We start from the raw sequence: 24,889 nt of genomic DNA, 5'->3' as shown, positions 1-24,889 counted from the left end.
GTAACTGAGTTTGGTAAAAATATACAGAATATATTAAATGATTTGGAAGTTAGAGAAAACACTATTTAATTGTATAAATGATTCTAGGGCTAGTGGTAAGCTAGCCTTGAATATAATGATAATTTGTAGGAGGAAAGATAATGAAAAATTTGGCTAAGCCAGTAACATTTACAGGTAGAATAAAAACAGGTCCAGATGATCTTCTTCATGAGGAAATATTGAAACCACAGTTTGATTATGAAAGTGAGTATTACTTACCTTGGTATATATTGATAGAAAAAGCTTTACTAGTTGAATATAAAAGAATGGGTTTGATTGAAGGTAAAGTTACACATGAAATTAATAATATTCTAAATGAGATTACTAAAGAGAATTTAATTGGCGATCCAAAGCTAAATATGACAGATATATCATTTGCAATAGAGCAGTATGTTGAGCAAAGAGTTAAAGGAAACGCATATGCTTGGCATGTTGATAAAAGTCGCAATGATTTTCAAGCTTGTGCTCAAATTATGTTTGGGAGAGAACAAATTTTTGAAACGATTCATTTATTACAATGTTTTGCAGATACTGTTTACAATTTAGCAAATAAAACAACTATGATACCTATGCCAGGATACACACATTATCAGGCAGCTCAAATTATCAGTCCAGGATTTTATTTATCATCAATTTATGAGCAACTTATTAAGTCAATGTACGGATTATTAAATATATTTGATAGACTTAATAAGTGTCCATTAGGCGCAGGAGCTATGGCAGGACAAGAATTAGATTGGGATAGGAATAATATGGCTTATGTTTTGGGATTTGATGATGCACAGAGACATGCACTGGTATCAGTAGCTTCTAGAGAGTGGACAGTACTAGTAGCTGGGGAGTTATCAAACTTAAGTATGATATTGAGTAGATTTGTTACGGATTTAATACAATGGGGAAGTAGTGAATATGGTTTTATTGATTTACCCGATCAACTATCAGGTATTTCATCAATAATGCCTCAGAAAAAGAATTTTCCTGTTCTTGAGAGAATTAGAGCCAGAACTGCACATGTTTCTGCTTTTTACATAGATTTTATAATGGGACAGCGAAACACATCATTTACTAATTTGGTAGAAGTATCAAAAGAAGCTGGAACTTATGTTATAAATATGTTTAAAACAATACAATCTGTTTTAAAGTTATTTACAGCTGTTATAGATAATTTAAAATTTAATGAAGAACGTATGCAAATAGTATGTAAAAGTAAATATTTTGGAGGTTCATCTTTAGCTAATTTGCTTACTTTACATGGTAAAATACCTTACAGAAAAGCTCAAGTAATAGCTGGTAAGTATATTAAAACATTACTAGATAGAAACTTTGCTTCACAACAAGTAGATATTGAACTGCTAAGTGCTATTTGTAAAGATTATGGGTTTGAAATTAATTTAACTTATGATATGGTTAGTGCTGCTTTTAATTATATAAATAATTTGCATGACAAAACAACTAGAGGAGCTGCAAGTAATCAATCAGTAATTAAGATGCTTAATGAGCAAAAACTAGAGTATGAGAAAATATGCTTTGCTTGGAAGGAGCGAGGTTTAAAAATTGAAGAAGCTAATAAAAAGTTGGAATCTTTATTATTGGCATAAAGGTGGAGATAAAATGAGTTTTAAATATAGAAAATCAGATGATTTTAAAAAAGTTGTAAATAACCAATCAAAATACAGCAGTGGTCAAGGTAGTTGTTTTGGAACTTTTAGAGAATTACTTCAAGGAGTTCTTTATGAAAATGATGTTGATTTTCTTGTGACATTTCCTATTGAATGTTACACTAGGACAATTTTAATTTAGACTCTGAAAAACTCAGCGTATATCCATCTATTAAATTAAAAGCTTTGAAAATTGTTAAAATAATTTTAATGCACTTTGGACTACCCCTGAAAGGGAGTTTAGAAATTTATAGTGATATTAATGTAGGTAAGGGTTTATCAAGTTCAACTGCTGATATGGTGGCAGCTTCTAGAGCAATTGAATCGTGCTATGGTATATCAATTTCAAATAAATTATTGCAAAGCTTTTTACGTCAAATTGAGCCTTCGGATGGGGTAATGTACCCTGGTGTTGTATCTTTTTATCATCGTAAAGTACGGCTACGCGAATTTCTGGGTGAAGTTTCGCCTATAACAATAGTGGCAATTGATGAAGGTGGAGAAGTGAGTACTGTAGAGTTCAATAAAATATCAAAACCCTTTAGTAAAGAGGATAAATTAGAATATCAAAGTCTTTTAAATAAAATTTTACTTGCTATAAAGAGGCGAGATTTAGAAACTATAGGCAAAATTGCAACACGAAGTGCAATATTAGATCAAAAACTAATACCAAAAAAGAATTTAAACTATATGATAGCGATTTGTGAAGAAATAAAAGGTTTAGGAGTAATAGTTACACATAGTGGTACATGTATAGGAATTATGCTTTCTAATGAAAGTACGGAGTATCACAATCAGTTAAGATTAGCAAAAGAAAGAATTAAGAATTTAACAGATGAAGTACTTATTCATTATTCATGGAAGGAGAGCAACTATGAAAAAGAAGCTTTTATTTATTGAATCAAATACGTCGGGAACAGGTATGCTAGCTTTAGAAAAATCAAAAAAACTTGGATATTACCCTGTGATGATTACCAATAATCCCAAAAGGTATCTTGGGTTAGAAAAAATAGATTGTCAAGTAATAGAGTGTAATACAAATTCTTTAGTAGAGCTTAAAAACTGTATAGAATATAAATTTAAAATAGATGAAATTTCGGGGATAATGACTACAAGTGAATTTTATATAGTAACAGTAGCTGAATTAACTAAATATTTTGGGTTACCTTGTAATAGTCCGGAATCAATGAAAATATGTAGAAATAAAGCAAAAACAAGGATTAGACTTGAAGAAGTACAAGTTAGGCAACCAAAATTTATTATAGTTAATTCTGTTGAAGATATAAAAAGTGAAAAAATGGATATTGTTGGATTACCTTGTGTAGTTAAGCCAGTTGATGACAGTGGTTCAAATAATGTTTGTCTTTGCGAAACAATAGAGCAGGTAAAAAAACAATCAAAGAAGATACTTAGAGAAGAACTAAATGTTAGAGAGCAAGAAAAAGAACATGCTGTACTAATAGAAGAGTATTTGGATTTTCCAGAGTACAGCGTTGAGATGTTTACATCGCAAAACAAAACATATTGTATTGGAATTACAGAAAAGAAATTAATAGGTTATCCATATTTTGTTGAATATCAGCACATATTTAATGCTGATCTATCTGAAAATATAAAAAAAGAAATTGAGTTAACAGTAAGAAAGGCTTTAAAAGCAGTTGGTATAACATTTGGTGCGACACATACAGAAATAAAACTGACACCCAAAGGGTGTGCAATAGTTGAAATTAATGCTAGATTAGCAGGAGGAATGATTCCACAGTTAATTAAATATGTAACGGGAATAGATATGCTTCAAAATCAAATTAAAATAGCTGTTGGACAAGTTCCAGAATTAAATATAGTATATACTGGCTACTCAGGTATTCAATTTCTTACTGCAAATGAAGAAGGAATTTTTAAAGGAGTAAATGGTATTGAAGAAGTAAAAGAAATGGATGGTACAAAAGAAGTAAAGATCACATATCTGGTAGATAAACCTATCAAGCGACCAAAGAATGCTTATCATCGCTTAGGATACTTTATAGTTACAGCAAAGACATATGAACAAACTCAGCTTAGGCTTGAAAATGTAAAAAATAGACTTAGAATAATTGTTTCAAATTAAAAATTATTTAAATTACGAAGGGGGTAATTGAAATGATAGAAATGAGAAGTGATACTTTTACATTGCCAACAAAAGAAATGATAGAGGCAATAACTACAGCTCATTTAGGAGATGATGTTTATGGAGAAGATGTAACAGCAAATCAAATAGAAAAGCTAGCAGCGAAAATCCTTTCAAAAGAAGCAGCTTGTTTAATGCCAAGTGGAACAATGGCGAATTTAGCAAGTATAATGGCTCATTGTCCTCGTGGCTCTAAAGTACTTGTAGGTAATGAATCAGATATTTATATTTATGAAGCTGGAGGAGCTTCTGTGTGTGGAGGAATAGTGTATGAACCAATAAGTACTCAGCCAGATGGCAGACTTTTGATTAAGGATTTAGAAAATGCGATACCAAGTGATTTAAATGACCCTCAGTTTGCACTTCCAAAATTAATCTGCCTTGAAAACCCTCATAATCGTTGTGGGGGAACAGTTTTATCTCTAAACTATTTAAAAGACGTTCAGAATTTTGCTAGAAGTCATGATCTTTTTGTTCATATGGACGGGGCTAGAATTTTTAATGCTTCTGTTGCACTAGGAGTAAAACCATCTGAAATAGTACAGTATGCTGATTCTATACAATTTTGTTTATCAAAAGGCTTATCAGCTCCTATAGGATCAATGGTAGTAGGAAGCAAGATTTTTATAGATAAAGTTCGATGGATTAGAAAGATGCTCGGAGGCGGAATGAGACAAGTTGGAATAATTGCTGCGCCTGGGATTGTTGCTCTTGAGCAAATGATTGATAGGTTAAAAGAAGATCATGAAAATGCACGTATGTTTGCAGAGGGGTTATCTAAAATGCCTGAAATTAAAATTGACTTAGATAATGTTAAAACCAATATTGTATTTTTTGAAGTTATAGATGATAGATTTACTTGGGAAACATTTGTAGATGAAACTAAAAAGAGAGGATTAAATATAGGAGAGTTAGGATATGGACGTATTCGTGCTGTTACACATTATGGAATAACAAAGAAAGATATTAAAGAAGCCTTGAAAATTATAAGGGATGTTTTTAAAAATTGTTGTAGCAAAAGGAATTAAATTCAATAATATTGTTAAATTTAAAAAAAATATAAAAATTAATACTAAATTATGGCTGAAAAAAATTCATATTACAAACAAATTTTAACAAATATTTTAAAAAAATCATGATATAATACATTATGGAATTTATCATATCTTATATTATTAGTTAATATACTTTGTATGTCATGTACAATCATTAAATAATTGAATAAATAAAATATTAATATTACTATATTTTTAATTTAATTAATACAAGGTAATATTTAGGAGGATAAAATGTTAACTGAAAAACCATTCATTCATTTATTTAAAACACCATTAGGTTATTATTTTTTTGATGTCAATACAAATTGTATTATAAGAGTTAAAGAAAAAGTATATAACATTCTTTTCAAGAGGCAAGAAGGTACTCTAAAAAATAGTGAAATAGATATTGAAACAAAAGATATAATTAAAGGTCTAATAGACAAAAAATTCTTATCATCCAATAAACCCAAAGAAATTGAACATCCTCAAACGAGATACCTTGATTATCAATTAAATAATAAAATGAAGAAAATAACACTCCAATTAACTCAGAATTGTAATTTCAGATGTTCATATTGTATTTACTCACAGACTGAAAACGGTAAGCAAAGACATCATTCTAATAAAAGAATGAGTTTTGAAACAGCAAAAAAAGCCATTGATTTTTTAATTGCTCATTCAAGAGATGAAGGAAGAGTTAATATTGGATTTTATGGTGGAGAACCGTTGCTTGAATTTGATTTGCTTAAAAAATGTGTTTTATATGCAGAAAAAGTTGGCGAGGGAAAAGAAATTGATTTCTCAATTACTACAAATGGAACTCTTTTTAATTCTGAAATTATTGAATTTTTTATGAAGCACGATGTAATTACTTTAGTTAGTTTTGATGGACCAAAGGAAATTCATGATAGACACAGACGATTTGCCTCAGGAGAAGGAAGCTTTGAAAAAATAAATGAAAATTTACGTTTTATAAAAGAGAATTATCCTCAGTATTTCGATAAATTATCATTCAACGTTGTTGTTAATCCACAAGATGATTATAACTGTGTTAATAGATTCTTTGTAGATTATGAATATTTTAAGGAATCAAATGTTAGATCATCATTGATTGATGACTTGTATCTTGATGAAAAAAATAAAATCACAGAAAATTATATAGTTTCTTTTAATTACGAAATTTTCAAGATGTTTCTCAACTATCTAGGTATGGTAGACAAGAAATATATTTCACCTATTGCGTTACAGGAACTGGATAGTTTGAAGAAGTTTGAAGAAGAGTTAGATAGAAGAGAAAAATTATTAGAAAAAACTGCGCCAGGAGGACCATGTATCCCGGGTCAGCTTAGATTGTTCATAAATACAGAGGGTTATTTTTATCCTTGTGAGAGGGTTAGTGAGGTATCACCAGTTATGAGAATAGGACATATTGATAGTGGTTTTGACATGAAAAAAGCACAAAGTTTACTAAACGTAGGTAAATTAACTCAAGAACAATGTAAAAATTGTTGGGCAATCACCCATTGTACTTTATGCGGCAAACATGCAGATAATAATCATGAACTTTCAGGAGAACTTAAAAGCCGTTACTGTAATGGTGTAAGACAAGCACTTGATAATAAATTGAAAAAATATGTAGAAATTACAGAAATCAAGAAACGGTATGAGGATGTTTTGTGTTAACTTAAGGAGGAAAATATGAATAAAAATAAAGAAAAATTATTAATCTATCCTTATGGACATGAATTTGCACCTATTGTTAGAAATAATCAATTATCTTTAAATTACGATATAATGCATCTAGTTTCACCGATTGGGTTTGCTTTAAACAATGAAGATGCTGGAAAAGCAGACCATGGAAGTAAAATAGGTAAAATTGTAAAGAATGATTTTAGTAAACATATTGATGAATGCGATACTTTATTAGTTGCTGATTGTAAAGTACCAGATAAATTTAAAAAGATAATATACGATAACATAATTCTTGCAATAAGTAAGAAAAAAAATATCATATGTACACTTAAATTTGAAAATCAGCAAATTAAGCAAATGCAAAAAGAAGCTGAATTGAATAATGTATATTTTAGATATTATGGCGAATATCCAGAGTATAAAGTTAATGTATTTGGAGATTGGGTAGAAGGACTTATTGAAACAGAGACTCCTGTAGTTTTCGTTGCTGGAGAGACAGAAAATACTAATAAATTTGAAATACAACTTACATTAAAAGAAAGGCTAGAAAAGAATGGGTATAAAGTAAGTCAGATAGGGAGTAGGCATTATTGTGAATTATTAGGTATGCATTCTTTTCCATCATTTATGATGAATGCTAATACGAATGAATATAAGAAAGTTATTTTATTTAATAGATTAGTAAAGAAAATTGAAGAAAATGAATCTCCAGATATTATAATTATAGGCATTCCAGGTGGAGTACTACCCTTTAGCAAAAAATTTACAAATAAGTTTGGTATATTAGCATTCGAAGTTTCACAAGCTGTATCTCCAGATTTTGTTATAATCAGTACTTTATATAATGAGTTGGATGATAGTTATTTTGATAAATTAAATAATTTAACAAAATACAGATTTGGATTTGAAATAGACTGTTTTAACATGTCAAATACTCAATTTAATTGGAATGCTTCTAAATCATCAAAAAAGATAGCCTGTAATTTTCTAGATACAGAGTTTATTGATAAAGAAGTGTTAAGATATACAAAATATAAGAAGCCTATTTATCATGTATTTAATAATGATGATAAAAATAAAATGCTCAAATTATTAATTGATACTTTGTCATCATATAGTTCAAGTGAACTAGCTAATTTGGGGGAGATTTAATATGACTGAATTAAGTAAAACTAATATCATGGAAGAAATAGTTAGTATTATTAAAAAATTATTCGAAACAGATATAACTTGTATAGGTAAAGGTTATGAAAATGAAAAACTTCTAGGTATCAAAATAAGATTAAATGCGTCTCAATTAGTATATGTTTTATTAGAGTGCGAAAGATTATTTAAGATTAAAATCCCACAAGAAGATATAGTCAAAGGGAGTTTTAATACAGTTAATAACATTGCAGACATTATTTATAAGCAGCTTAAGATAAACCAAAAACCAGCAATATAAAAAAAGGTTTGTGTATCAATAGTTATACTGATGAATTTTATTTTAGGTATAACATTGATATTATAATATAATTTATAATTAGTTCAATATTATTCACAGGCTAATTATAAATTTTTATAACATAAAAAGGGGGTGAAACAATGAAAAAATTAGGTAGAAAAATCAATATAGAGGAGCAGACAATAAAAGCTTTTCATGATCCATGTGCTTTGTGTGGTAGATGTTCCTGTGGTTGTTCTGGTGATAAAATTTATTCAAAAGATTATGATTCAGATAATGATGCAGCTTATGATCCATCAGGTGCAGCGATGTAGGAGAATATATCCTGTATTAGCTATAATAAAAACTTCCTTGGTAAAATTTTATACCAAGGAGGTTTTTATTATATTAAAATACACCAGAAAGATTGTGAATTATATATATTTGAATTAATTAAAAATATACTGAGAGAAAAAAATATATTAATTGAATAGTTTATTAATAAAAAGTAAAACTATCAAGAGGGAGTGTTATTGAGTATATCAGTAGCTAAGTTATAAAAATGATATTAATACATTACAAAAATTAAAAAAGAAAACAACTATGGAGGAAGAATAAAATGACTAGCAATCTTGAAATTTATAAATGTGACATATGCAATAATATCGTAGAAGTTTTGCATGGAGAAGGTGTACCGCTTGTTTGTTGTGGTCAAAAGATGGAATTATTAAAAGAACAAACAGCTGATACTTCAAAAGAAAAACATGTACCATTTATTGAAAAAATAGAAGGTGGGTATAAGGTAAGAATTGGAGAAAACGAAAGCCATCCAATGACGAAAAAGCATTATATTCAGTGGATAGAATTAATCGCAGGGAATAGAATATATAGAAAAGAATTAGCTCCTGATGATATACCAGAAGTTGTTTTTAAAATTGAGAAATTAGATAATGTTTATGCTAGGGAGTATTGTAATATACACGGACTTTGGAAAGGTAGAATTTAATAATCAAAAATTTTAATAAAAAACCAAAAAAGGTATTGACAAAACATTCAAAAAGGTGTACTTTAAAGTTGTTAGCACTCATCAGTGATGAGTGCTAACAAAAAACTATTAAAGGAGGAACTTAATATGTTTGAATTGACACCTTTTAACAACAGTTTCACTAATGACTTACTTACTTTTAACAACATGATTGATGATTTCTTCAATAATAGATATTTATCTTCAAAAAACATACGGAATGACACATTTAAAATTGATGTGAAGGAAAGTGAAAAAGAGTACTTAGTTGAAGCCGAACTACCAGGTATAAAAAAAGATGAAATGAAGATTTACTATGAAGAAAGAAGAATGATGATTGTTGTTAAGCGTGTAGTACAAGCAAATGAAGAAAAAGAAAACTATGTTCACAGAGAAAGAAGAATAACTTCAATGCAAAGAAGTATATATCTTGGAGATATAAATGTAGGTGCTATTGAGGCAAAACTTGAGGATGGTATATTAAAAATCAAAGCACCAAAAAAAGAAAAGATAGACAATAGACTTCAAATTGAAGTCAAGTAATATAAATAAAAATATTATAAAAGGAGGAATTGATATATTTGGATTAACACCTTTTAACAGAAATTCTATGCAAAAAAAATATAATAATGATATTGTTGATCTTAATGACATGATTGATGATTTCTTTAGTGATAGTTTTTTTCCGATAAGAAATTTGCGTAATGATACATTTAAGATTGACATTAAAGACAATGAGAAAGAGTATTTAATTGAAGCTGAACTACCAGGTATAAAAAAAGAAGAAATTAAGCTAGACTATAATGAAGGAAGACTTACAATTGCTGTTCTAAGACAAGAACAGAAAAATGAAGAAAAAGAAAATTATATACACAGAGAAAGAAAAATGACTTCAATGCAAAGGTGTATGTATCTTAAAGATATTAAAGCAGGAACTATTGAAGCAAAACTTGAAGAAGGAGTATTAAAAATAACAGCACAAAAAGAGGAAAAAGTTGATAATAGGTATAAAATTGAAATTCAATAGATAATATATTACTTTAGGATGGGTCATGTTATTTACATGTACTCATCTTTTTTAGCAGATAATCAAAATTTTATTTCATATATGAATCGCTTACTCTTATGAACATGTAAGTAAGAGTATTTAACGGGTTGACCAACCCAATAGATCATAAACAATTCAATAACTGTAAGAGGCTTCTACGAATTTAAGCATTGAAAATGCAATAGAAACTGTTTTAAATTTGTTAGATAATTTTTTGTTATAGACTAATTTAACTAATAATATTGCTATTAATGTTCTTACAATTTTATCTGTAATACCTACATTTTTATTAAAATCCAATTTCATAACATCACCTCAATATTAGTATTCTGTTATGTATTAAAAATATACAAGATTGATATAACATTCATATTATAAAAGATGTTATAAACGTTTATTTCTTAGGAATGTAATAAGGTATTTAACTATTGTAAAATTATATTTAAAGTTTCATATTAATTTCCCCTATTTGCTTAAATCCTAATTTTGTATACAGTTTTTTAGCTGATTCATTACCTTCTTTATAAGTTAAAAAAATTTGCGATTTTTATCCATTGTATAGCTAGTTTCATAGCCTTTAGATTGATATTTCTTGTCAATCACAAGTTGCCACATTAATGTTTTCCTATATTATGGCTTTGCATATCCATATCATACATTAAAAAACTGTTAATACTTACAATTCTATTATACTTACATTTCAAACAAAGATATGCTTTACACTATTTTAAAAGGATTTTGTAAAAAAAAATAGAATAATACAATAATTGAAATTATTAAAATACATTATTAAAAATAGAAAAACTATACTTAAACCCAGATTATTCATAGAAAATTATGAGCAGTGAACTAAAATCTATGATTTTATGTGAATCGCTTACTCCTATAAAGGAACGGAATAGGAGATTCATTAATAAGTGTTCTTTCTGATTAGAAGCTATCCATTAAATTCTCGACATACCAATTCGGTATGCCTTCTAATTCACTGAAAGCTTCTAATTCAAAAACTCACAGCATATTGTTCAACGTTATATGAATAATCAGGGTTAAATTAGAATATATAGATAGCAACTAATTGATGATTTAACAATTTGTATTGTGGAATATGGAGGAATGTTTTAGTGAACTATGTTGTAAAAAAAAATATTTATAATTTCGTTAAAAATTACTATGTTAGTTTAAATATAAGAAGACACCTAATTATGGGTCTACTTATGATAATATTTTTAACACATGGAAAAGAAGATTTAATTATTAACATATTAATTATTATTACAATAAATTTTTTGCACTTTTTATTCTTTTCTGACCATCTTAGAACAGAAACAAAAAACTCCATAAATAATTTTTATGATAAAAAACTAATAAGTGACAATGATGTAGTAATAATTTGCAATTTAAAAAAATTTAATGGACCAAACTTTGGTACTTTATATGCTAATAATAAAGCAATTGAATTTATTCCTTTTAGGGACAATCTTCAAGATGAAAGATTTATTATTGATGAAGCAAATATTCAAAATGTACAAATAATACTAATAGAAATTAAAAGTTCAGTATTTAACAGGATATTTTTTAATGATTTGTGTAAAGGAGTATGTCTGTCTTGTAATGGTAAAAAAATATTATTACAAACATCAGAGCCTGAAGAAGCTATCGTAAAGATTAAAGAAAAGATATATGTTTGATTACTATATTTTATAAGTATAAACAGTAGTAGTTTTTAATTATTCAAATGTTAAATTAAAGGGAGTGTAAAGAAATGGTCTTAATTCAAATGGCAGGTTTTTCAGGTTCGGGAAAGTCTACTTTAGCAAAAGAAATTTCAAAATATTTTGATGTTATAATTCTTGATAGGGATGTTATTAAAACTTCAATGATGGAAGCTGGAGTTGATTTAAATATAGTAGCAAATGCATCATATCATACTACATTTTGCTTATGTAGCTATTACCTGAGTTTAGGAAGGAGTGTAATAATTGACACCCCTTGTTTTCACTGTGAAACATTAAACACAGGGATTAATATTGCAAAGAAATATAATGCATAGTATAAATATATTGAATGTAGAGTAAAAGAGTTTAAAGAAATTGATAAAAGAATAAAACAGCGTGATAGAATGTTAAGTCAAATAGCTTGCGTGAAAGAAGACATTTTTTATAAGAACTATAACAAATCGAAACATCCAAAAGATACTGAATTCTTAATTGTAAATACATCACAGTCTATTACATCATATATTAATAAAGTTGTTGAGTATATAAAGCATAAATAGTTTAGCGAGATATTATGGCTTAAATTTTAAAGGTTAAGTAAAATAACCTAAGCTTTTTATCATATCATTATCGCCATATGTTAAGAGTAGTGTAAGTAACTGTGCAAAATACATTAAAAACAATTTGAAACCAGATATTTCAGAAATTAAACACACTAATATATTTATTCTATTTATAAGATATCTATTGACTAATATAAATTATAAGAAATTAATAAATAGAGAGGGACTATATATGCAAAAACTTAAAATGATTTTAAGCGAAAAAGAATATTATCATGAAAAAATAAAAGCATCTATAAATGATGAAAAAATGGGTTTTTGTGGATTTATGATATGCTTAAGCATAGGTATCTTATTAGTAAAATTTATTAAAGCTAAATTTAGCATTTTTCAAATGAAAAATAATATTAAAATATCAAAGACTCCTTATATAATATCATTGAGTTTCCTCTTATTATTTATAACACAATTTTATTTGATTAGAAAGAACCATAAAAAGCAGTTTAGTAAAAATGATATTATTAAATGTACATGCATAGCTAGCGAATATGGCTTATTTTTTACCTTCAATAAAGAAGAATATCAATGTAGATGGGAAGATATATTTTTAGTTGAAGAAAGCAGAAAGTATATTAGAGTATTTCTAAATCAAAGTGAGTTTATTTTAATGAAAAAAAGTGATATAGAAGGAAGAGAATTAATAGAATTTAAAGAATTGCTCAATCGTAAACTTGATAAAAAAAGCAATGAATTATTGAAAGCAAAGTAGAAAAAAGGGTACACAATTTATATGGGGTTTAATAAAGTTATAAAAATCTTTTGTTATTTATTCTTAAGAAAAGATAAAATTTCTGTTGAATATAGCAAAAAATGTATGATATAATATTTGAAAAGGGCGGTGGTAATATGGAGAAAATATTAAAAGAGATAGTTGAAAAGCTTAACACAATAGATGAAAGATTTAACACAATAGATGAAAGATTTAATACAATGGATGAAAGATTTAATACAATGGACGAAAGACTTAATTCGATGGAAAGTACAATGGATGAAAGATTCAATACAATGGATGAAAGATTCAATACAATGGATGAAAGATTCAATACAATGGATGAAAGATTTGAAGACTTAAAGCAAGATATAAAACGATTAGATAACAGAATCACTGAAGAACATAGATTAACTAGGAAAGAATCCAAGCATGAAATACAATATGTTTATGATGAAGTTAAAGAACTTAGACAAGACTTTTCAACGGTTAAATTAGTAACAGCGGACAATATGAAGTCAATTGCAAAGCTTCAAACTAAAAAAAACTAAATCTCAAATAATGTAGCACAGTTAGCACCGCATGATAGTAAGAAATAAAATTTTTTGGATCAGACAAACATATTGATTATTTAGTATTTTCTGATTATAAATATAGGACATTTGGTGTAGGGCATTTACAACGAAATTATATTATTTATTAAGCAATGTTTGGACTATAGATAACATAAATTTCTCAACAAAACAATCATTTCTGGTTGTTTTGTCGAGAAATATTATAATCAAAAGTCAAGATCTGAAGAATTGAAATTATCCAGTGTTTGCATCTGAATTGGGTTTTGAATAAGAGTAGAACCTTTAAAATTATGATCGTGGAAGAATACACATGAAGAGGTTCCACTGAAACCATGAATGTGACCAATAACATTTCCATTTTGGTCTTTAACTGGTATTGGAGGACCAGTTTCTACTTCTATATCATGGAAATGATTAAAAAAGAAATCAGAATTCACACTTAGTATATGAACATGTCCTCCAGTTTTTTCAATTTCAGGACCTGTTACTCCAGCAAATCTATGATTGTGTAGTAAATCTTGCCTATCTTGAGGAGCTCCTAACATTGTACTTCCTGAAAACTCATGGACATGGGTTTGAAATTCATTGCAAGTATCTTTACTACAAGCACATTGCTTACAATTTTTTTCATTTTTCTGTGTCATTATTTCTTCCTCCTTTATCTTGGATAGTACATTATATGAAACAATTTTTGTCTGGTGCTTTTTAGTATGAGATAAAGTTAAATATTTTATAGATGTAGATATTATGAAGTTTTTATCAGTTAATTTCAATACGAATACAGAGCATTGAAGGTGAAAAAAGATAAGAGGTTATTTGGACTTGATATTCCTGTTATCAAAGAAAGATTCTATAAGAGATTTATAAAGAAGTAAGAGGAAACATTTCAGTTAAAATAATGTCTGACCTATTTTGGACGGATAATGTTATAAAGAGAAGGGAACAGCACTGTCAAAGTGCTGTTCTCTTTTGATTTCGTCAGGTAACTTTTGAAAAGTGTGTATCTAGCGGTGATAGAATAGCCTCTTATGGGCACGAGAAGCCTTTAACAAAAAATATCAATACATAGTAACAATTATTTAAATATATAAATTTACCATTTAAATTCTTACTAAAATAGCATTGTTTATGACTTGAATAATATCAAGTTGTAATTATAATTAGAACAAAATGTTTCTTTCGACTAGAAACATTTTAAACTTTTGTAATTCGACAAATAATGATAAAGTAATACTAGGGAATATAAGTAATAAGGTAGGTGCTAGATTTGAACAAAAGAATTTGTGAAATTATAAAAATTATATATGAAAGACCCAATAAGTTTGATGTTAAAGGACTAGCACAATTCTTAAATGTCAGCATAAAAACAGTGCAGTCAGATATCCAGGAAATAAATGAATATTTTAATTCTAAAGGAATTGCTTCATTGCAAGTAATGGATAATAGGTTTTCCATAAAAAAAACAAATAAATCTATATATGAGACACTTAATACACTTAGCTTTTATGATTACAGATTATCAAGGGATGAACGTTTAGAAATAGAAGCTCTTTTACTTATATTTACTCCTAAACACGTCACTTTATCGAATATAGCTGAATTTATGTATGTATCTCGTTCAACAGTTATCGGAGATTTAAAATATCTGAATGATTACTTGAATGATTATGGTCTTTCAACAAATTCACAAACCAATACTGGAATTTGCATTAATGGACCTGAAAAAAAGGTAAGGGATTTATTTGTAAGTATTTTGCAAAAATATGGGTATTTATATAGTTTATTTTCTCATCAAGAAGGAAAAAGAAATGTAAACGGAGGAGAAACAAAAGCTGATGCTAGAGAAAAAAATATAATTCTGCAAAACTTAACATCTGAAGCTGAAGGGTATTCAGGACTTCATTTGACAGAATGTTCCTTTAACATGCTGATAAATTATTTGTGCATGGCGATTTTTAGAATGAAATCAGATAAACATCTTAGAAACGATGAGCAAAAAGTTACAAATGTTAATAACAAATTGATTGAGAGGTTATATAAACTCGTTTGTCAACATTTTAACCTTGTATACAATAAACATGAATTAGCATATTTGAAAAGCTTTTCAGTAAATTTAACATATTTGAAAAAGAACAGCTGTGTTGATGGAAGCAAAGAGATAGTGAATATACAAATTATAACAAGATTATTTATTATGAATGTATCTATGTCTTTAAAACTTCCTTTATACAGAGATTATGAACTTTTTCAAAGCTTATCTAATCATTTACAAAGAATATTTAATGATGGATTTAATAATTCCACTGAAAATGACGAGATTAATGTTATTTTAGAAAAATATTCAGATATTAAAAAGATGGTTACTGAAAATATAGAAATCTTAGAACAATATGTAAATAGAACTATTAGTGATGAAGAAATTTCATATATCGTCATATATATATGTGCTTCCATTGAAAAGATAAAGACTCAAAAAACTACGTGTAATGTAATTTTAATATGTAATAGTGGTATTGGAACAAGTCAACTATTGAAATCAAAATTGCTTGAAAGGTTTGATTTCAATGTAATTAATGTTATACCTAAGCATAGATTAAGAGATTCACTAAGTAGCGAAGTAGACTTTGTTATTTCCACAGTAGATCTAGAGGATATTGATGTTCCATTTATTAAGATTTCTCCTCAATTGCCTGATAGTGATTTTCTAAGAATGAGAAAAATGATTGATGATTATGGCTACATTAACTCTGAGAAATTTGTGAAAAATGATTATTCAGATATTATTAATAAAATAGAACCTATAGTAAATAATGATGAGTTACTTGATGTAATTAAAGAAAGCTTGAATAATTACTTCGCCAAAAAAAATAAGGTGGTTTTAAGTCTTTCAAACTTATTAACAGAAGATTTTATTCAGGTAGATGTACAAGCAGAAACATGGCGGGAGGCAATAGAGAAGGCTTCAGCAAATTTGCTAAACAAAGGATATATAAATCGTAATTACATACAATCTATGATTAGAGATGTTGAACAAAATGGTCCGTATATTGTAATTTCAGAAGGCTTTGCAATTCCTCATTCAGCTATTGATGAAGGAAGTATGAAATTAGGTTTTAATTTAATTAAATTGAAAAATCCTGTGGTGTTTAATGCTGGGATTTTAGATCCTATTAAATATGTATGTGTTATAAATGCTGTAGATAACGAAAAGCATTTAAATGCATTATTTAACTTAGTAAATTTACTTCAGATTTACGAATTTAAAGAAGCTTTAAATAAGGCTCAGAGTAGCAAAGATATGGCAAAGGTTATCGAAATATTTGAAAGAAGGATACAATAATTAATTGGAGGTATTTAAACATGTTTTTTAGTGAGGAAATTGTTTTTTTTAATCAATCCTTCAATAACAAGGAAGATGCTCTAAAAAAATTAGCAGGCGAATTTTTAAAAAAAGGGCTTGTGAAGGATACGTTTTTCCAAGCTGTTATTGATAGAGAGAAGGGTTATCCAACAGGTTTAAACATAAATGGAATAGGTGTTGCTATTCCTCATACTGATGGAATTCATATAAATAAGCCTCAGATTGGATTTATGTCTTTAAAAGAACCAGTAATTTTTAAAGATATGGTTGATGATCAGCATGAAATAGAGGTAAATACAATTTTTATGCTTGGATTATTAAAATCAGAGCAGCAAGTTGAGATGCTTCAGAAACTTGTTGGATTATTTCAAGATGAAACATCTTTAAAAAAGGTTATAGCTTGTAAAAATATTGATGAATTTAAGGACATAATGAAAAAAGCTAATATAAATTAATAATTAATTTTTTAAAGGAGATGATTTTTTGCTAGTTTCATCAAAAGAATTATTTAAGGTAGCAAGGAAAAATAATTTTGCTATACCAGCACCAAATTTTGTGGATCAAAATTCTATTAAAGCTTATATAGAAGTTGCAGAAAAATTGAATTTACCAGTTATTATAGGTTTTGCAGAAGCACATTTAGAATACTTATCATTTGATGAGGCATTGTATTTAGGTAAATACTATGGCGAAATAGCTAAAGTTCCAGTAGTATTACATCTTGATCATGGTACAACTAAAGAGTTAATCTTTAGAGCTATAGATGAAGGCTTCAAATCAGTTATGATAGATGCTTCTATGCATTCATTTGAAGAGAATGTTAAAAAGACAAAAGAAATTGTTGAGTATGCTCATCTAAGGGGAGTAGTTGTAGAAGCAGAAATTGGTCATGTTGGTAATGGTGATGAATATAAAAGTAATGATAATAACGATAGTATTTATACTACTGTTGAAGAAGCAAAGAAATTTGTTGAACTTACAGAGGTAGACTCTCTTGCAATATCAATTGGAACTGCTCACGGAGCTTATAAAGGAAAGCCAGTTATAGATTTCGATAGATTAAAGGAAATTAGAAATGCTATAGATACTCCTTTGGTGCTTCATGGAGGTTCATCATCAGGAGATGATAATCTTGGTAGATGTGCTACAGAAGGAATAAGCAAGATAAATATATATACTGATTTAGTTAATGCTGCTTTTAATAAAGCACAAAGCATCAAATCTAATAATTATTATGAATTAAGAAATGCACAAAAAGAAGGCATGAGAGAATGCCTAGAACATTATTATGGTGTATTTCAAACAAAAAAATTTAGATAAGGAGGTGAGAAAATGAAAAAAATAGGCACACCATTTTTTATAGTTAATCCAAAGTCGTACTTATATGGAGAAGAAAGTTTACAACTAGCACTTGTTGCAGACAAGCTTGCTGAAAAATATAATGTAGAGATATTTTTCACTGCACCTTTTGCAGATTTAGCCAATATTAAGGCTCATACAAAAAACCTTAGAATAACAGCTCAACATATGGATCCATTAGTTCCAGGACGTGGAATGGGACATGTGTTACCTGAATCATTAAAGGCAGCTGGTGCTGAAGCAGTATTTTTAAATCATGCAGAGCATTCATTAACCTTAACTGATTTAGTAAAGAGTATTAATAGAGCAAAAGAACTTGGAATAAAAACTGTTGTTTGCGCAGATTGTTTAGAAGAGGCAATAGCTATTGCTAAATTAGGTCCAGATATATTGTTATGTGAACCTACTGCTTTAATTGGAACTGGTAAAACTAGTGGAGCTGATTACGTTGTTGAAACTACAAATAGAATAAAAGAGATTGATGAAAATATTTTAGTTATGCAGGCTTCGGGAATAAGTACTGGTGAGGATGTTTATCAGACAATAGTTCATGGAGCTGATGGAACTGGCGCAACAAGTGGAATACTTAATGCTCCAGATAGAGCAAAAAGATTAGAAGAAATGATACAAGCAATAGTTAAAGCAAAAAATGAAAAATAATATAAGGAAGATTGGAGGTATTAGCTATGACTATTTATAAAGAACAAATTAATTTAACTTCTCATGGAGGAACTCCAAGTTTTTTTGATATCACTGAATCTGTGAAAGAAATAATCAAAAAAAGCAAAGTTCAAAATGGTATCTGTGTTGTCATTTCTCCACATACAACATGTTCTGTATTCTTTCAAGAATTCGTTCATGATTATACTGAAAATGGTGATGAATTTCTTCAAGCCGATTTGAACAATGTCCTTCAAAAAATTATTCCAGACAATGTTGCAGAAGGTCAATATAACTATCCTGGAGAAAAGCATTACGAAGCTGTTAAATCATGGCCAAATGTAGAAGCTTATCTTCCAAATGGTGATCGCAGTGCCCTATTAAACTGTGATGCACACTTAAAAGCAACATTGCTTGGTTCCAGCCAGGTATTCGAGGTTGATGAGGGAAAATTGGGAGTTGGAAAAACAGGTTATGTTTATTTTGTAGATTTTGATCGTACAAGATCTCGTACTCGTAAATGTAAAATCATGGTATTAGGTGAATAGATAGATAATAAAGTATTTTATTAATTAATTTAATCCGCGGATTTTTAAAATATAATTGAAGTCAAACTATAGAGAAGCTTATTGTGATATCGATAATGTAAAAACATACAATGAATCAATAAATATAGATAATTTGAGATAATTAAACAGAACCTTGAAAACGATTTTAGCTTGTAAATGAATTAATTCATTTAATAAATTAATAGAAAGGTAAGTGATAATAAATGAAAAGAATATTATTAGCATGTGGAGCAGGAGTTTGCACTTCTACTGCAGCTAGAGTAAAGGTAGAAAAATTATTAGATGATAACGGTTATAAAGGACAGTATAAGGTGGATCAGTGTAAGATAGCTGAGGTACCATCTAAATCAGCTGATTTTGATTTTGTTATTGCAACAACTATGAAACCAGATGGAGTTAAGTGCCCATTTGTAAGTGGTGTATGTTTCTTAACAGGTATGGGAATTGATAAGACTACTAAAGAAATATTAGAACTCATGAAATAATTAATTTAGATTTTATTAATCAAAATAATTTACTGAGGTGAAAATTATGTCATATATATTAAGTTTTTTTAATTTCATACAGGGCTTAGGTCCAACAGTTATGATGCCAATTATAATTTGCATTTTTGGAATAATTTTGGGAACAGAAAAAGGTAAAGCATTAAGAGCTGGATTAACAGTAGGTATTGGATTTATAGGTTTAAATTTGGTAATTGGAGCACTATCAAGTAATTTAGGACCTGCAGTAGAACAGATGATAGAACGTTTTGGATTATCATTGTCTGTCATTGATGTTGGTTGGCCAGCAGCAGCAGCTATTGCTTTTGCATCAACTGTGGGTATGGTAATAATACCAGTTTGTTTGCTTGTAAACATTGTAATGTTATTAACTAATACAACACAAACAGTAGATGTTGATATTTGGGATTATTGGCATTTTGCATTTACTGGAGCACTTGTTGCTATATTAACTGGAAGCCAGGCTATTGGTTTAGTGGCAGCTGTTTTAAATATGGTAATAATCATGGTAATCGGTGATTATACAGCGCCAGGAGTTGAGAAAACTTTAGGTTTACCAGGCGTATCACTTCCTCATGGATTTACTGGAGCGTATGCACCAATAGCTATAGTAATCAACAAGATTATTGATTTAATTCCTGGTGTTAGAGATATAGATATTAACATGGAAAAGGCTCAGGAAAGATTCGGTGTATTCGGAGAACCAATAATCATAGGTACTGCTTTAGGAAGTATAATTGCTATTGTAGCAGGCTATGGCTTTGGGGATGTACTTAGACTTGGAATTACTATGGGAGGTGTATTAGTTCTTATTCCTAAGATGGCTTCTCTACTAATGGAAGGTTTACTTCCAATTTCTGACGCAGCTTCTTCATTTATTAATAAAAGGTTTTCTAACAGAGGAAAGATGTACATTGGTCTTGATTCAGCAGTTGGAGTAGGACATCCTTTAACACTTTCTGTATCACTTATATTAGTACCACTAACAGTATTCATGGCTGTAATACTTCCTGGAAATAAGGTTTTGCCATTTGCAGACTTAGCAGTTATACCATGGATGTTCGTTTTGATTACTCCTGTAGTTAATGGTAATGGTTTCAGAGCTTTAATAAACGGTATTGTTGTATTAGCAACAGGTTTACTGATTTCTACTAATTTAGCTCCATTAATGACTACTGCAGCCATCAATGCAAACTATACAATGCCTTCAGGGTCTACACAAATTTCAAGTATCTGTGATGGTGCAAATCCATTAACTTGGGCAATCGTACGTTTAAATGATTTTGGATGGATTGGAATGGGTATAGTAGCAGTTGTTGCAGTAAGTTTAGCATTAATTAATAGAAGAAGAATAATAAAGGAAGCTGCAGAATTAAAGCAAGCTGAATAATAAAAATACTTTTAAATTATAAAATATAGGAGGAAACATGAGTAAAGAATATTTATTTAATAAAAAAACATTTTTAATCAGAGTAATTTACGCAGGAATTCTAGCAGCAATCGTACTTCTATTTGGAATTTACAGTATAAGTAGAGGCTCAACTATGAAATATTTATGGGTACTAATATGCTTTTTATGTGTATACACAATAATTACTAATTTTATATCTATTAGTTATCCTCAAAGAATAGTAATAGACAATGATGAAATAAGTTTTTCTGCTTTCAAAAAAACTCATGTTTTCTCCAGAAAAGAATTAAAAGGTTTTAAGATTAAAGAACTAAAACTGGCAGAAAAAATGTATATAAGAGTGAATAAGCCTTCGTTATTTAAGGGACGATACTGGATAGATTTAAAAGCATATAATAACCATAAAGATTTAAGCAAAAACCTTTTGGAAATCGAAGAAATTGTTCATCCTAACTCTCTAAAGGCAAATATAAAAAAGAACAATATAATGTATGAGGAAAGGAAGAAGAAAGATGTATCAAAAAGAAAAGGAAGAAGTCATAAAAGCAGGGATGAAGCTTGATAGATATAGACTAATTGCACTTTCAGGAGGAAATGTAAGTTGTAAGGTTGATGAAGATAAGGTTTTAGTAACTCCATCTGGAATGATATATGAGGACTTAGTGGCAGATGACATTATTTTAATGGATTTATCTGGTAATATCATTGAAGGAGATCGAAAGGCATCAGTAGATACAAAAGCTATTTTATATATCTATAATAATATGCCAGAGGTTAAAGCTGTTATTCATACACACCAACCCTATGCAACTGGATTAGGTTTAGTTCAGGACGAATTTAAATGCAATTTGACTACTCTTGCCAATGCAACAAAAGGCTCAGTTAATGTATGTCCTTTTTCATCAGCTGCAAGTGAACAAATGGGTATAGAAGCAGTTGAAAACCTTAAAGGAAAGCTTGCTGTAATATTAAAGCATCATGGTGTAATAGCAGTAGGTAACTCATTAAAACAAGCTTTATATTCTTGTATTTACTTAGAAGAAGCTGCGCAAACTTTCTTCATAGCTAGGGCTATGAGTAATAATGTTGCTATGATGACTGATGAGCAGATTGAGCAGGCAGTTAGAATATTTGATTTTTACGGTCAAGGTAAGGAAAGTGTTCCAGATACATTAGTAAATAAAGAATAGTAGTTACTGGCGTGTAAATAATTTTGTATATTTTCTCTCTAATATAGATTGAAATTATCAAATTCTCAGCTTAGAATTTTAAGTTTTGTCGAATAATCAGTTAAAAAAATTTGAAATGCTAAGGTTTAGAAAAAACTTTAGTTAAATTTGAGACTAAATCAATTTAAAATAAGGATGAATAGCTGAAAGAAATTGTTAAATATAAATGGTTATATTAGATGGAGAAATAGTAATATACAAAGATGTTGAGATTTATTGATAGATATAACGGTAAGTTACCTACTAATATGAGATTAACAAATATACAACTGTTTCAAAAAAGTAAATAAATATAAAAAATATTATTATAATAAAAGCATTAGGCGTATTTCCTAGTGCTTTTGCATTTCAGTGAATAATAAGGCTTCGTTGCCTCGGTTGTTTTAGTTGATTCACGATATAAGAATATAGCATTTTGAATTACTTAAATTATATTCCTTTTTTTAAAAATATTACGTCAATAAAAGAGATACCAAAAGCTAAACCTAAAGCATTAGAAAATTCTCTAAATAAATCTATTTTTGAAGGTCTGAATACATAATCAAAAACATAATTTAAAGACCCAAATAATACAAACAAAACTATGAACTTTAGTAATTTTTTTCTTATTTTAATCCATTTTAATTTTCTTAAATTTATAATAGTGATTAAAGGAATATACAAAAGCATAAAGAAGGTAAAAAATAGATATCCCATTACAAATTTGAAAGCAATGCTGCTGTCTATATCTTTATAAACAACAAAAAGTGAAATTATAGTTCCAATTATAAATAGAATATAAAGAATTCTTGTAAAAAATAATATTGTGTTTTTTTTCATTGTACACCTCTATCATAGTTATAACATTGCAAAGATTTATAATAGCTACATTTGTGAAAATTAATGAACATAATTCTACAACTATAAACTTACTATATACAATGTATTATATAGAAAATCACATTGACAATCAACCAACTATTAACTTTTTGTGTGTATGATTACAGTTTTTGAAGGTAACAAATTAAAACAGTAGCACTATAAAATAAAAGTAAGTCCTACTTAGAAATAAAGTTGTTTTTTATAGTACAAATATAATATAATAATTTTATTCGTGTATTTTTTATAAACAAATGAAAGGAGACAACTTAATGAAATCACGTATTATTTTGTACATAGCTTTATTTTTAGGAGTATTTTCATTATCTACCTCAGCCATTTTTGTAAAATTGGCAAATGCACCTTCTTCCATCACAGCTTTCTATCGGCTCTTTTTTACAGCGTTGTTACTCTTGCCATTTTTACTATTGAATAAGGGAAATAGACAAGAGTTATTTTCATTGTCAAAACAGCAATGGGCATTGGGACTATTATCAGGTTTATTTTTAGCAATGCATTATGTTTTATGGTTTGAATCCTTGAATTATACATCTGTGGCAAGCTCAACAGTTATTGTTACATTACAGCCGCTTTTTTCAATTTCTGGGGGATATTTCTTATTTAAGGAACGCTTTAGCAGGGGAGCAATAGCGGGTTGCTTTATCGCTATTATAGGATGCTTCATTATTGGGTGGGGAGACTTTCAAGTAAGTGATCAGGCTCTATTTGGTGATTTGCTTGCATTTATAGCTGCAGGTATCATAACGGCTTATTTTTTCATTGGACAATACATACGAAAAAATTTGTCCGTTATTCCTTATTCATTTTTAGGATACGTAAGTAGCGCGTTTTTTTTAGCAATTTATGCTTTTAGTCAGCAAATATCTTTTACTAATTATTCACTACAAACATGGAAATCTTTTATTGGGTTAGCTTGTATCGCGACGATTTTAGGGCAAATGATTTTTAATTGGTTGCTAAAGTGGGTGAGTACTTCAGTTATTTCAATGAGTATTTTAGGAGAGACGATTGGAACCTGTGTTCTTGCTTATTTCATTTTGGATGAGGTTATTTCTTTACAACAGGGTATAGGTATAATGATTATCTTAGTTGGTCTTGCTTTATTTTTATTCCAGAAAAATAAAGCATATAAAAAGCATGACAGTTCCTCTGCTGTCTAATTCCTATATAAAATGGAAACGAATAACAAAACTTAAAGAGCAACT

Annotated in this window: 30 protein-coding genes; 27 read left to right on the top strand and 3 right to left on the bottom strand. The window is 28.6% G+C overall.

All coding sequences use genetic code 11. From position 1 onward, the window contains the following. Positions 1-140: 140 nt before the first annotated feature. From AYC61_RS08345 to AYC61_RS08300, 12 genes are all read left to right on the top strand, one after another. Positions 141-1,637, top strand: coding sequence for an argininosuccinate lyase (locus AYC61_RS08345; protein ID WP_066499695.1), 1,497 nt, complete (start codon positions 141-143; stop codon positions 1,635-1,637). A gap of 13 nt (positions 1,638-1,650) precedes the next feature. Continuing rightward, positions 1,651-1,839 (top strand): hypothetical protein, encoded by a 189-nt coding sequence (locus tag AYC61_RS21675; RefSeq protein ID WP_202906816.1) that lies wholly within the window; start codon positions 1,651-1,653, stop codon positions 1,837-1,839. 44 nt (positions 1,840-1,883) lie between these two features. Next, on the top strand, positions 1,884-2,597 hold the full coding sequence (locus AYC61_RS08340) for a GHMP family kinase ATP-binding protein (RefSeq protein ID WP_202906815.1): 714 nt from the start codon (positions 1,884-1,886) through the stop codon (positions 2,595-2,597). Continuing rightward, complete coding sequence (locus AYC61_RS08335) at positions 2,572-3,804, top strand: ATP-grasp domain-containing protein (RefSeq protein WP_066499693.1); 1,233 nt, start codon at positions 2,572-2,574, stop codon at positions 3,802-3,804. Before AYC61_RS08340 ends, AYC61_RS08335 begins: the two co-directional genes overlap by 26 nt. A gap of 32 nt (positions 3,805-3,836) precedes the next feature. Further along, positions 3,837-4,892 (top strand): GntG family PLP-dependent aldolase, encoded by a 1,056-nt coding sequence (locus AYC61_RS08330; protein WP_066499689.1) that lies wholly within the window; start codon positions 3,837-3,839, stop codon positions 4,890-4,892. 261 nt (positions 4,893-5,153) lie between these two features. Next, on the top strand, positions 5,154-6,587 hold the full coding sequence (gene ccpM, locus AYC61_RS08325; protein ID WP_066499686.1) for a Cys-rich peptide radical SAM maturase CcpM: 1,434 nt from the start codon (positions 5,154-5,156) through the stop codon (positions 6,585-6,587). Between the two features lie 15 nt (positions 6,588-6,602). After that, positions 6,603-7,748, top strand: a complete 1,146-nt coding sequence (locus tag AYC61_RS08320; RefSeq protein ID WP_066499683.1) for a TIGR04066 family peptide maturation system protein — start codon at positions 6,603-6,605, stop codon at positions 7,746-7,748. 1 nt (position 7,749) lies between these two features. After that, complete coding sequence (locus AYC61_RS08315) at positions 7,750-8,040, top strand: hypothetical protein (RefSeq protein WP_066499680.1); 291 nt, start codon at positions 7,750-7,752, stop codon at positions 8,038-8,040. A 140-nt stretch (positions 8,041-8,180) separates the two neighbouring features. After that, positions 8,181-8,354, top strand: coding sequence for a CLI_3235 family bacteriocin precursor (locus AYC61_RS20660; protein ID WP_082759864.1), 174 nt, complete (start codon positions 8,181-8,183; stop codon positions 8,352-8,354). A gap of 284 nt (positions 8,355-8,638) precedes the next feature. Continuing rightward, on the top strand, positions 8,639-9,025 hold the full coding sequence (locus AYC61_RS08310) for a desulfoferrodoxin (protein WP_066499675.1): 387 nt from the start codon (positions 8,639-8,641) through the stop codon (positions 9,023-9,025). A gap of 126 nt (positions 9,026-9,151) precedes the next feature. After that, the gene (locus AYC61_RS08305) at positions 9,152-9,586 is read left to right on the top strand and encodes an Hsp20 family protein (RefSeq protein WP_066499673.1); all 435 of its coding nucleotides are present in this window, start codon (positions 9,152-9,154) and stop codon (positions 9,584-9,586) included. Next, the gene (locus AYC61_RS08300; protein ID WP_066499669.1) at positions 9,573-10,070 is read left to right on the top strand and encodes an Hsp20/alpha crystallin family protein; all 498 of its coding nucleotides are present in this window, start codon (positions 9,573-9,575) and stop codon (positions 10,068-10,070) included. Before AYC61_RS08305 ends, AYC61_RS08300 begins: the two co-directional genes overlap by 14 nt. A 156-nt stretch (positions 10,071-10,226) precedes the next feature. Here AYC61_RS08300 and AYC61_RS21180 read toward each other — a convergent pair whose 3' ends face one another. Then, on the bottom strand, positions 10,227-10,397 hold the full coding sequence (locus AYC61_RS21180; protein ID WP_156456400.1) for a hypothetical protein: 171 nt from the start codon (positions 10,395-10,397) through the stop codon (positions 10,227-10,229). Between the two features lie 815 nt (positions 10,398-11,212). Between AYC61_RS21180 and AYC61_RS08295 the strand changes: the two genes are divergently transcribed. The 5 genes from AYC61_RS08295 (at position 11,213) to AYC61_RS08280 (ending at position 13,689) form a co-directional block, all read left to right on the top strand. Continuing rightward, complete coding sequence (locus tag AYC61_RS08295) at positions 11,213-11,779, top strand: hypothetical protein (protein WP_066499666.1); 567 nt, start codon at positions 11,213-11,215, stop codon at positions 11,777-11,779. Positions 11,780-11,853: 74 nt separating this feature from the next. Continuing rightward, positions 11,854-12,141: a P-loop nucleotide/nucleoside kinase family protein gene (locus AYC61_RS08290; protein WP_066499660.1), complete on the top strand. Its 288-nt coding sequence runs from the start codon at positions 11,854-11,856 to the stop codon at positions 12,139-12,141. A gap of 69 nt (positions 12,142-12,210) precedes the next feature. After that, complete coding sequence (locus AYC61_RS21175; protein WP_156456399.1) at positions 12,211-12,366, top strand: hypothetical protein; 156 nt, start codon at positions 12,211-12,213, stop codon at positions 12,364-12,366. Positions 12,367-12,601: 235 nt separating this feature from the next. Beyond that, complete coding sequence (locus AYC61_RS08285; RefSeq protein WP_066499657.1) at positions 12,602-13,138, top strand: YcxB family protein; 537 nt, start codon at positions 12,602-12,604, stop codon at positions 13,136-13,138. 137 nt (positions 13,139-13,275) lie between these two features. Continuing rightward, on the top strand, positions 13,276-13,689 hold the full coding sequence (locus AYC61_RS08280; RefSeq protein ID WP_066499655.1) for a hypothetical protein: 414 nt from the start codon (positions 13,276-13,278) through the stop codon (positions 13,687-13,689). 230 nt (positions 13,690-13,919) lie between these two features. Here the strand turns inward: AYC61_RS08280 and AYC61_RS08275 are convergent, their stop codons facing one another. After that, positions 13,920-14,357 carry a YmaF family protein gene (locus AYC61_RS08275; protein WP_066499649.1) on the bottom strand — a complete coding sequence of 146 codons (438 nt, stop codon included), beginning with the start codon at positions 14,355-14,357 and terminating at the stop codon, positions 13,920-13,922. A 623-nt stretch (positions 14,358-14,980) separates the two neighbouring features. On the opposite strand from AYC61_RS08275, the gene AYC61_RS08270 reads away from it, so the two are divergent. The 9 genes from AYC61_RS08270 to AYC61_RS08230 all read left to right on the top strand — a co-directional run bounded on the left by AYC61_RS08270 (position 14,981) and on the right by AYC61_RS08230 (position 22,766). Further along, positions 14,981-17,053 carry a BglG family transcription antiterminator gene (locus AYC61_RS08270; protein WP_066499642.1) on the top strand — a complete coding sequence of 691 codons (2,073 nt, stop codon included), beginning with the start codon at positions 14,981-14,983 and terminating at the stop codon, positions 17,051-17,053. 20 nt (positions 17,054-17,073) lie between these two features. After that, on the top strand, positions 17,074-17,529 hold the full coding sequence (locus AYC61_RS08265; RefSeq protein WP_066499637.1) for a PTS sugar transporter subunit IIA: 456 nt from the start codon (positions 17,074-17,076) through the stop codon (positions 17,527-17,529). 28 nt (positions 17,530-17,557) lie between these two features. Beyond that, positions 17,558-18,394: a class II fructose-bisphosphate aldolase gene (locus tag AYC61_RS08260; protein WP_066499631.1), complete on the top strand. Its 837-nt coding sequence runs from the start codon at positions 17,558-17,560 to the stop codon at positions 18,392-18,394. 12 nt (positions 18,395-18,406) lie between these two features. Further along, positions 18,407-19,093 (top strand): triose-phosphate isomerase, encoded by a 687-nt coding sequence (locus AYC61_RS08255; protein WP_066499629.1) that lies wholly within the window; start codon positions 18,407-18,409, stop codon positions 19,091-19,093. A 26-nt stretch (positions 19,094-19,119) separates the two neighbouring features. After that, positions 19,120-19,641, top strand: a complete 522-nt coding sequence (locus AYC61_RS08250) for a YjbQ family protein (RefSeq protein ID WP_066499621.1) — start codon at positions 19,120-19,122, stop codon at positions 19,639-19,641. Positions 19,642-19,865: 224 nt separating this feature from the next. Then, entirely contained in the window at positions 19,866-20,147 is a 282-nt protein-coding gene (locus tag AYC61_RS08245; protein ID WP_066499618.1) for a PTS sugar transporter subunit IIB, read from the top strand. A 46-nt stretch (positions 20,148-20,193) separates the two neighbouring features. Then, positions 20,194-21,555, top strand: a complete 1,362-nt coding sequence (locus AYC61_RS08240) for a PTS galactitol transporter subunit IIC (RefSeq protein WP_066499617.1) — start codon at positions 20,194-20,196, stop codon at positions 21,553-21,555. 37 nt (positions 21,556-21,592) lie between these two features. Then, the gene (locus tag AYC61_RS08235; RefSeq protein WP_066499616.1) at positions 21,593-22,138 is read left to right on the top strand and encodes a hypothetical protein; all 546 of its coding nucleotides are present in this window, start codon (positions 21,593-21,595) and stop codon (positions 22,136-22,138) included. Continuing rightward, positions 22,089-22,766, top strand: a complete 678-nt coding sequence (locus tag AYC61_RS08230; protein ID WP_066499613.1) for a class II aldolase/adducin family protein — start codon at positions 22,089-22,091, stop codon at positions 22,764-22,766. The genes AYC61_RS08235 and AYC61_RS08230 overlap by 50 nt, the downstream gene beginning before the upstream one ends. Positions 22,767-23,234: 468 nt before the next feature. On the opposite strand, the gene AYC61_RS08225 is transcribed toward AYC61_RS08230, so the two are convergent. Further along, a complete protein-coding gene (locus AYC61_RS08225) occupies positions 23,235-23,624 on the bottom strand; it encodes a hypothetical protein (protein WP_066499606.1) in 390 nt (129 codons plus the stop codon). Positions 23,625-23,935: 311 nt separating this feature from the next. Here AYC61_RS08225 and AYC61_RS08220 point away from each other — a divergent pair, with 311 nt between their 5' ends. Then, a complete protein-coding gene (locus tag AYC61_RS08220; RefSeq protein WP_066499604.1) occupies positions 23,936-24,844 on the top strand; it encodes a DMT family transporter in 909 nt (302 codons plus the stop codon). Positions 24,845-24,889 lie beyond the last annotated feature (45 nt).

Origin of the sequence: Abyssisolibacter fermentans (genome assembly GCF_001559865.1) — a bacterium.
GTDB lineage: Bacteria > Bacillota > Clostridia > Tissierellales > MCWD3 > Abyssisolibacter > Abyssisolibacter fermentans.
The sequence above is the reverse complement of the archived record's forward strand: the minus strand, read 5'-3'. Positions and strand labels throughout refer to the sequence as shown.